Origin of the sequence: Anaerotruncus colihominis (assembly GCF_010206195.1) — a bacterium.
In the GTDB taxonomy this organism is placed as follows: domain Bacteria; phylum Bacillota; class Clostridia; order Oscillospirales; family Ruminococcaceae; genus Anaerotruncus; species Anaerotruncus colihominis_A.
Genome location: NZ_VIQT01000014.1, coordinates 111,570 through 119,902, shown reverse-complemented (window position 1 = coordinate 119,902; position 8,333 = coordinate 111,570). Strand labels below are relative to the sequence as shown.

The 8,333-nt window shown below is 49.7% G+C and carries 11 protein-coding genes; all 11 read right to left on the bottom strand.

The window, feature by feature from the left end:
- Positions 1–56 precede the first annotated feature (56 nt).
- The 11 genes from FMM72_RS10900 to FMM72_RS10850 all read right to left on the bottom strand — a co-directional run bounded on the left by FMM72_RS10900 (position 57) and on the right by FMM72_RS10850 (position 7,892).
- On the bottom strand, positions 57–464 hold the full coding sequence (locus FMM72_RS10900; RefSeq protein WP_160209111.1) for a hypothetical protein: 408 nt from the start codon (positions 462–464) through the stop codon (positions 57–59).
- Positions 461–907 (bottom strand): LytTR family DNA-binding domain-containing protein, encoded by a 447-nt coding sequence (locus FMM72_RS10895; protein ID WP_162221434.1) that lies wholly within the window; start codon positions 905–907, stop codon positions 461–463. Before FMM72_RS10895 ends, FMM72_RS10900 begins: the two co-directional genes overlap by 4 nt.
- Positions 908–1,239: 332 nt before the next feature.
- A complete protein-coding gene (locus tag FMM72_RS10890; RefSeq protein ID WP_162221433.1) occupies positions 1,240–1,689 on the bottom strand; it encodes a manganese catalase family protein in 450 nt (149 codons plus the stop codon).
- A gap of 6 nt (positions 1,690–1,695) precedes the next feature.
- Positions 1,696–1,947: a spore coat protein CotJB gene (locus FMM72_RS10885; RefSeq protein WP_006874505.1), complete on the bottom strand. Its 252-nt coding sequence runs from the start codon at positions 1,945–1,947 to the stop codon at positions 1,696–1,698.
- Positions 1,940–2,137, bottom strand: a complete 198-nt coding sequence (locus tag FMM72_RS10880; RefSeq protein WP_160209108.1) for a spore coat associated protein CotJA — start codon at positions 2,135–2,137, stop codon at positions 1,940–1,942. The genes FMM72_RS10885 and FMM72_RS10880 overlap by 8 nt, the downstream gene beginning before the upstream one ends.
- Positions 2,138–2,705: 568 nt before the next feature.
- Positions 2,706–3,317 carry a TIGR04100 family radical SAM protein gene (locus tag FMM72_RS10875; protein ID WP_160209107.1) on the bottom strand — a complete coding sequence of 204 codons (612 nt, stop codon included), beginning with the start codon at positions 3,315–3,317 and terminating at the stop codon, positions 2,706–2,708.
- A gap of 98 nt (positions 3,318–3,415) precedes the next feature.
- Positions 3,416–3,952, bottom strand: a complete 537-nt coding sequence (locus FMM72_RS10870) for a TIGR04002 family protein (protein ID WP_160209106.1) — start codon at positions 3,950–3,952, stop codon at positions 3,416–3,418.
- Positions 3,949–4,791: a pyridoxamine kinase gene (locus FMM72_RS10865; protein ID WP_162221432.1), complete on the bottom strand. Its 843-nt coding sequence runs from the start codon at positions 4,789–4,791 to the stop codon at positions 3,949–3,951. The genes FMM72_RS10870 and FMM72_RS10865 overlap by 4 nt, the downstream gene beginning before the upstream one ends.
- Before the next feature lie 261 nt (positions 4,792–5,052).
- A complete protein-coding gene (locus tag FMM72_RS10860; RefSeq protein WP_162221431.1) occupies positions 5,053–5,850 on the bottom strand; it encodes a hypothetical protein in 798 nt (265 codons plus the stop codon).
- 389 nt (positions 5,851–6,239) lie between these two features.
- Entirely contained in the window at positions 6,240–6,884 is a 645-nt protein-coding gene (locus FMM72_RS10855) for a dihydroxyacetone kinase family protein (RefSeq protein WP_162221430.1), read from the bottom strand.
- Between the two features lie 12 nt (positions 6,885–6,896).
- Positions 6,897–7,892: a dihydroxyacetone kinase subunit DhaK gene (locus FMM72_RS10850; RefSeq protein ID WP_162221429.1), complete on the bottom strand. Its 996-nt coding sequence runs from the start codon at positions 7,890–7,892 to the stop codon at positions 6,897–6,899.
- Between the last annotated feature and the right edge of the window lie 441 nt (positions 7,893–8,333).

Here is an 8,333-nt window from a genome sequence, read left to right as displayed (position 1 = left end):
AGGTAATACCCGTTCCTTTTTAACCAACATAGATATTTCCTCCATAATATAGAACATTAAGTTTGTTGATTTTTTTTGCCGTTTCTCCTTTTGATAAGAGCATTGATTTCTTGGGCTTCCTGTTTCAAACAAAGTGAATTTAGAGTGACTGAAACAATATATATAGCAAAACCCATAATAACAAGAATCCATATCGGTGTGCTTGTAAACCAATGAAAAATTGAACCAAAAACAATCAAGGTAATTATTATCAGTGCAATTTCTAAGACTGCTTCAATTATGGCACATTTCATTTCTAATTTACTTAAAATCATCACTCCAAAATGGAGAACTGTATTTGTTGACAGAACTTGGAAAACCGTTTGAAGATAGATACATTTTGCATGAAAAAATAGTGCAACAATTGAAAGCAATATGAAAGAAATTCCTGTTGTCGCAAATATATTTGCAATAAATTTTCTCATATCTCTTCTCCTTTCAATGCTTTTTTTACTCCATTTAAATAATTGCGATTGATATTAACTTTTTCACCATTTTTCAAGGTGGCTTCCATTCTGCTGTTGAAAAGAGGTCTGATGCTTTCCAATGCATTGATATTTAAGATGCATGACTTACTGATTTGCACAAAGCCATATGTCTGCAATTTGTCTTTTAGCTGGTATAACCGGAAGGCTGTATGGTACACTGCATTTTCAAGATATACAAATGTCTTTTTGTCAACGCTCTCTATGTAGTAAATATCCAAAATATTTACTATTCGTTCTGTATCGCCATTATCGCATTTTATTTGCATATCAAATGACTGTAAAAAATCCATGATGCGATTAACCTGCTTGTTCTTTTGGGGATATTTAATGATCACTTCTACCTCGTTACAGGACAAATCTTGTTCTGTCTTTATTTTCATTGCATCACCCCATTAAAAGTTATAGCATAGTCTTTCGTCAAAGGAAATGTCTTTATTACTAAGATACATTTTTCTCTTACCAAAATACAATGATTGCCGAACTTCCTCACTTTTTTGTATGTTATATTATACATAGACAAACAAATATTAACAATCCCTTACTGCGTAACAAGGGGCATGAAAAAAGCGGCGTTCCTGTTCCTCCATGTTGGAAGTGGGAAACGCCGCCTGTGCGGTGCGTTCTATGTTTTGGGGCTTGTCCTATCATTTTGACTGTAAGTTGTTCTTACACGGACGTAGTCGAAAAAGGCTTCCTAACAAAAATGTAGTGTTTATGCGAGTTTCCGGCTTTGTTGTTCTTGCGCAGTCGTACCATCGGCGGCGAGATCTTCATACAAATCAGCGTATGTGTCGCCTGTGACCTGCAGTACAGAGGTGGAAAACGGTACGCCGGCCGCAGCCTGTGGGTAAACGCCGGTGCCGTGGTCGACAAAATAGGTGTCGAAGCCGCTGCGTTTAATCTGTTCAGGGGTGAGGCAGCGGGTGAGCTGATGAATGATTGCGGACACCATTTCGATATGCGCCAGTTCCTCTGTGCCGATATCGGTCAGGATCCCCTTGACCTGCGCATACGGCATGCTGTAACGCTGCTGAAGGTAGCGGGTCGCGGCTGCGAGTTCTCCGTCCGGGCCGCCGACCTGGGAGATAATAAATTTTGCGAGCGCCGGGTTGGGATTTTTAATCTTAACCGGATACTCCAGTTTCTTTTCATATAACCACATATCGCCTTACGCCTCCAATTCCCAGGGCCACGGATCATCGACCCAGGTCCATCTGTTCGGGTTTGTGTTTTCACGCATATTCAGCGGGCCAAACCGTTGGTTATAAAGTGCAACCGCTTCATCGCGCAGTTGTTTATGCTTCTCATAATAGGCGAGAGCCGGCTGACAAGTCGGATGACCATCGAGATAAAGGACGACGTCGGTGATGGCGAAATTGTGAATCTGGATTTGTCTTAACAGTTTCTGACGTTCACACACAAGGACACGCCCCCTCTAAGAAAGGTTTATCAAGTTCAGGGAAGATCGTCCCACGGCAAAAGCCAACGTCCGCCTCATAAACAGAGTTCCACTGCTGCCATGGCGAATACGTCATGCCAAGAGCCGGCATGTTGTCGGGGCAATCCTGCACCGCAATCACAACCGTCTCGGTATTGAGCTTGCATTCCATATGCCAAATTCTCCTTTTCCAAAGCGATAAGGGCGGCGCACAGGGAAAAGCTTATAGAAACATGCGGGTGCGCGCAGAACCCTCCTGATTCATGATATGATAACAGCGATGTGATGTGCAGTGGAATAATCAGGTAAAATGACGCGCCAATGGACACACAGGACATTTTATAAATGTATGTCAATTGAAAATATGCACCTTTGGGGCGATAGGAAAAATTGTGCTTTTATAGATGGTTTAAAAAATCGTTCAGTAAAATCTGTGTATATTCTGCATCCTGCGCCTTCGGATCGGCTGCTATGATCTTGTGATGAAACAGACGCGGGCGGGGCTATATCGTGATAAACATCCCTCGTGTTTAAACAGAATATTTTATAAAATAAAAAGGAGAGGATAATGGTTGCGGCTTGTAATGGAAGGTGCTTTGGCCGCAATACAATAAAATATTTTGCCGCCGTGTTCCTCAATCGCTTTGCATCGCGCTGCTTATGCCGGCAGCATTGTTTATGGATTGGTCGCAGATGAGGAGGGGGGCGAAGCCATACAGGCTTCGCCCCCTTCGTTTGGGCTATGCGTCTTTTCCGGAAAAGTGACGGATTCGGAGCGGGATTTTTGTTTGTTCCGACAGGCGTTTGCACGCTTCGATTTCCTCGGCCGGCAACACGTCGACAATTGAAAAAACTGTATTGAGCGAAGCGGTTTTGCAGCGTGCGGCGAAATCGACCATAGCGTCAAACGATTGTATACCGAAGGACGGGCGTGTGACCTCCAAATATGACTGCGCGTCCGGCGCGTTCAGGCTGACAGACACTGTATCGACCAGGCCGGTCAGCAGCGGCGGCGTTTCACGGCCATTGATCAGGTCGCCAAGGCCGTTGGTATTGATACGGATTTTGATATCGCTGGCAGAGCGTACATAGCGGCAGACCGCGAGCATATTGTCAAGCGCACAAAATGGCTCGCCGTAGCCACAGAAAATCAGCTCCTCAAAGTCCGCAAGGCGATAAGCCTGAAGTGCGGCGATCACTTCATCAGCGGAAGGGTCGTGATCAAGCCAGAGTGTTTCTGCGGAGCCAAGTCCCTGCTTTTGAGAACGGATACAAAAGGTGCAGTTACAAGGGCAGCGGTTCGTCAGATTGACATATAGATTTTCGCCGTATGTATAAAGAATATCCTCCATGCTGCGTTCTCCCCCATCGTTTTTTGATTAAAACGCGCCTGGCCGCTTTGCGGGCTGATGCGCAAAAGCAGCTGCAAAAGAGCGATTTTTATCAGAATCTAAATATGCGTCCGAAAAAGCTGTTTTTTCAAACCCAGGCGGTCAGCCGTCGCGGCGGCCAACAGGAACAGCACGGCGCTGCCGCCCGACTGCACGACGCCGCCCCATTGGAGCGCCAGAGGAGCGAGCCAATTGCCGGAAAACAGAGCCTCTGCGATGTAATAACCCGCATTGGAAACAAGACCTGCCAGAATCAATGCGCAGACATTGCGGCGGCAAAGCAGCTGTTCACTGCGCGAAGTGAACCAGACGGCGGTCAACGGTTTGATGATCATTGTGGGGATCACCCAGATTGGCACGCCGGATAAAAAATCGGCCAGCCCCCCGCCGATCGCAGCGGCTGCGCAGGCATACGGCATTGGCGTCAGGCTCGCGGCCAGATAGATGAATGCGTCGCCAAAATGGATATAACCGCCATTCGCGCCGATCGGGATATGGAACAGATATGCCGTGGTCAATGTAATCATAGCCGCGAACATCGCAGATGTTGTCAACAGCCGTCCTGAATACGCGATGCTGGTTGTTTGACGATTCATCGATAGGCCTCCCTGTCGGTCAATAAATACAGATATGGTTCAAACGCAACGCCGTCATTTGGATCGGCGCCTTCGGCAAACGTATGGACAATTGCTTTTTGGAGCAAGGCAGCGGCCAAATCCAGCGCGGTTTTCGGCTCCATTCCGCGGATCAGGCCGCCGCACAGCACAGACGCCAGGATATCGCCGGTGCCGGAAAAGCCATCGCCAAGGCGCTGCGTTGCGATCAGATGTTCGCCTTGCGGAGAAAATACGGCGTTAACAATCTGTTCGCCCCGTGGGATGCCTGTAATGACAACGGTGGATGGTCCCTGTTTTTGCAGCGCGCAGGCCGCCAAACGGATGGTATCCAGCCTGTCGGAGCGCATCGCTTCTTCATAACTGGTTCCAGCCAAGATACAGGCTTCCGTCAGATTGGGGGTGATGATATCCGCTTTTGTGACCAGTGCGCGCACAGCCGCAATCATGGTACGATCAAATACGGGATAGATGTGCCCGCGGTCGCCGAGCACAGGATCGACGAGCACATGCGTCTGCGGGGTGCGAAATTGATTGATCCAATCCGCGATTTGTCCGGCCTGCGCAGGGCCATTGAGAAAGCCTGTGTAGATGCCGTCAAATGTTACGCCGCGTTTACGCCATTCACAGGAAAAGCGGGGAATCTGTTCTGAAAGGTCGACCGATGCGAAGCTTTCAAAACCGGTTTGATTGCTGAGAGCCGCTGTCGGCAGCGGACAAGCCTGCACCCCCATCGCTGACAAAATGGGGATTGCAGCTGTCAGGGAACACCTGCCAAGCCCGGACAGATCATTGATTGCGGCGACCTTTGGAACACGCATGCATCGCCCCTCCTTTTAAAATGTCTGAAATTAGAATAACGCATTGCCTCACAAAAATAAAACACGGTAAAATTTTGTGAACGCACCATTTGATTGGTATATATAGATGGATTGAACTGCTTGTTTGACTGTAAAAATATTAAAAATAACCAAGATATTTTGCGCGGGTCTTAATTGAAAAATAGAGAGAATGTAAAAACATATAAAAATACCCGCGCTCTATGGCGCGGGTATTGGTGAAAAAGTAGAACAACCTGGAATTTAAGCCAATTCATCTCTGGCACGGAAACGGTCAAGCGGCGTGAGAAAAAATTTGGCGTGCTTGATAAAAAAGAAAAAGAAAAACAGGCACAGGAGGACAAACAACCCGCATTCAATCGTGCTGACAAAGAGCGTGACATCGTCGCCGGTTTTGACAAATAAGCCGACGAGCTTTGCAATCAGGGAGCCGCCAGCTGCCGCGCCCTCACCAGCCATGCCGTCCATGCCCATCATGCCCGCGTCCATCATGCTCATGCCCATATCGCCCATGCCGCCCATCATCTCCATACCGCCGCCCATCGAGACGCTGGAAAGGATTTCAAGCGCCTGTGAAGCGGCCGTCTGCAAGCCATCCGGCAGACCGGCCGCGAATGTCTGAACACCCTGTGTAACCGTTGAAATATTTTCAAGGACGCTGTCAATGATCGTCTGGACAGAGAAAGACACGCCGGCAGCCGCCCCGGCGGCGGTTGCCGGTTCAAACAGAGACGGCGAAAAGGTGGACAGGACCCGCCACACGACCAGAACCGGCAGGAATAAGACATTGCTAAAAAAGGCGTACCGATCTGCTCCGTAAACAGAAACAAGCGCCGCGGTCGCAAGGATCAACAGGATCAGATTGGTCAAAAACTCCTCCGGCGAGGCGAACTGTGCGCTTGTGACTGTCGCGCGCCAAACGAACATAACTGCGCTGTACAACACGAACGCAGGCAGCAGCAGATACATATACAGGTTTAACGCACCCATCGGGCGGCCATAGTATTCCATTTTTTTCATCCGGTATTCTTTCGTACCCATCAAAAAAGCCCTCCAGTCAGCCGGCCGCACCGGCCGCCGCTTACCATCATAACACATTCCGGAGCGGTTGACAAAGCCGCGCCCTAAAAAAAGAATGGCCGCCGCCCCTTCGGCAGGCAAGCCCCAAGGGGATAAAAACCCACATATAAAGTGCGCGCTCTGTGATGTTTTCCTGCATGTACATAAAATTTTTGTGCATAACCCCTTTTGCATTGATCAGAGGCTGTTTGAAAAATCAAAATACCCGTCTTTTTCTACAAAAACCGGCCGCTGCGGAAAGCTCCGCAGCGGCCGGTTTTTTTGATTCATTAAGGATTCCTACGATTTTTACCCTGTATTCTCCTGCTGTCTGCGAAAAATCCGGCAAATCCTCTATTTTCAAACAAACCCTACTGGCAAATATAGTTTTGCATCCCGATGAGCATATATTGGCCTGCCACAGCGCCCTGATCGGGCGTACCGATCGCCTTTGCGGCAAAAACAGCCGCTTTGCCAAATACAGGCGTCATGGACCTGGTAGCCTCCACGCCCTCGCCGGCGCCCTCGACGGCGGCGTCGATCACATCCTGCAAGGAGGCTTCAGGATTTGCGGACGCAAGGTCAGACGCCTTGTCCGCGGCGGCGGCGAGCGCGTCGAGAATGGTACGGTTGCCGCGCTGGCATTTGCCGCGCTGTTGGACGCCGTCCGCGAAGGCGCGTATGTAAACAGCCAAACCGGCGGCGTCAAGCTCCGGTTTTCCCTTGAGCGCCTTACCGCCGGCCATGATGCCGGAGGACATCAGTGTACCCATGGTGGAGGGGACAACAGAGGACATTTTCATGCCTGCCTTCATCAGCGTTTTGCCGATGTCGCCAGGCTCCATATTGTCGCGCAGCAGCTGCGGCAGGGCGCAGTAGCCCTTGCTCATGGTGAGCCCCAGGTCACCGTCGCCCATCTGGGCATCCATTTCACACAGCTCGTCGCGCTTTTTTGCGAACAGGTCGCCGACAGCGGCAAACAGCTCGGGGAGCTGCTCGCAGGTGATCACAGTCATTTTAAAGCCTCCTCATTTCTGACAGTAGAACGGCGTATTGACCGGCATGTCGATCTGATCTTTCATTTCCTGGTCGGCCATGCGGCAGATCGAGATGGAGGCGCCGGCCATCTCCATAGAGGTGGCGTACTCGCCGACAAAGGTGCGGTAGATGGAAACGCCTTTTTCCTTCAGGATGCGGGTGACGGATCCGCTGAGGATGTAAAGCTCCTCCACAGAGGTAGCGCCCAACCCGTTGATCAGCAGGCAGACCTCCTCGCCGGCGGACAGCGGCATATCCGCGAGCAGCGTGTCGAGCGACTCGGCGGCGATTTCATCGGCGGTCTTGAGCGGTCCGTTCCAGACGCCCGGCTCGCCATGGATGCCCATACCCATCGCCATTTCATTTTCACCGAGCGTAAAGTTTGGATGGCCGACCTCCGGAATGATGCAGGGGGTGAGCGCGAAACCGACCGTGCGGGTGTTGTCCTTGGCCTTCTGCGCGGCGGCGAGCACCTCGTCGAGCGTACCCATCTGAGCTGCCTTGGCGCCGGCGCATTTATACATAAAAAAGATCCCTGCCACACCGCGCCGCGTGTCAGGATTGGCGTTGGAGTTGACGTCATCGGCGCCCACAATGGAACGTGTTTCGATATCCTCCATGTCACACATTTCCGCAGCCATGTCAAAATTCATGATGTCCCCGGTATAATTGCCGTATAAATAGAGGACGCCGGCTCCTGCCTCGACCTCTTTGGACACGTTGAAGATCTGTTCGGCCGAAGGCGACTGGAACACGCCGCCAACGCCGCAGCCATCAAGCAGATTTTCACCGACATAGCCGAGAAACAGCGGCAAATGGCCGGTGCCGCCGCCGGTGATGATGGCGACCTTGCCGTTTTTCTTTTTGGCGGTGCAGTAGCAGCGCAGATCTCCGTCTGCATATTTGACCACGTCGCCATGCGCGGCATAGATTCCCTTGAGCATATCGTCGGTGTACTGTTCAGGAGCATTGATAATCTTTTTCATGTGATGAAATTCCTCCTTGTTTAATACGCCGCTCCACCTGCGCGGGTAGGGGCGCGCCAGTTTTCAGACGTCAGCGGCATGCCTTCATATACGCTTTATCATAGGATTTTATTCAAAAAATGTCAAGAAAAAGGACAAAAACGGAAATAGAAAAACGAAGGAAAAAATAGGATAAAATGACGAACAGTTCGATGGAATGGAAAGTGCGGCAGGTGCAAAAAGAAAAAACAAGAGGATATGCCGTTTGTGCGATGTTGTAAAATGTTTTGTTTTGACCGTATATCTGAAGTGGGGCAACAAAATAGAGAAATCCAAGAGACGAGAAGGGGCTTTATACCAGTTTATAAACAGACAGATTTATCAACATATAAAACAGAATTTTTAAGAATATTGCGCTCTAGAATATCTGTTTTTACTAATTGCAAGGTTTTAGGCAAAAAA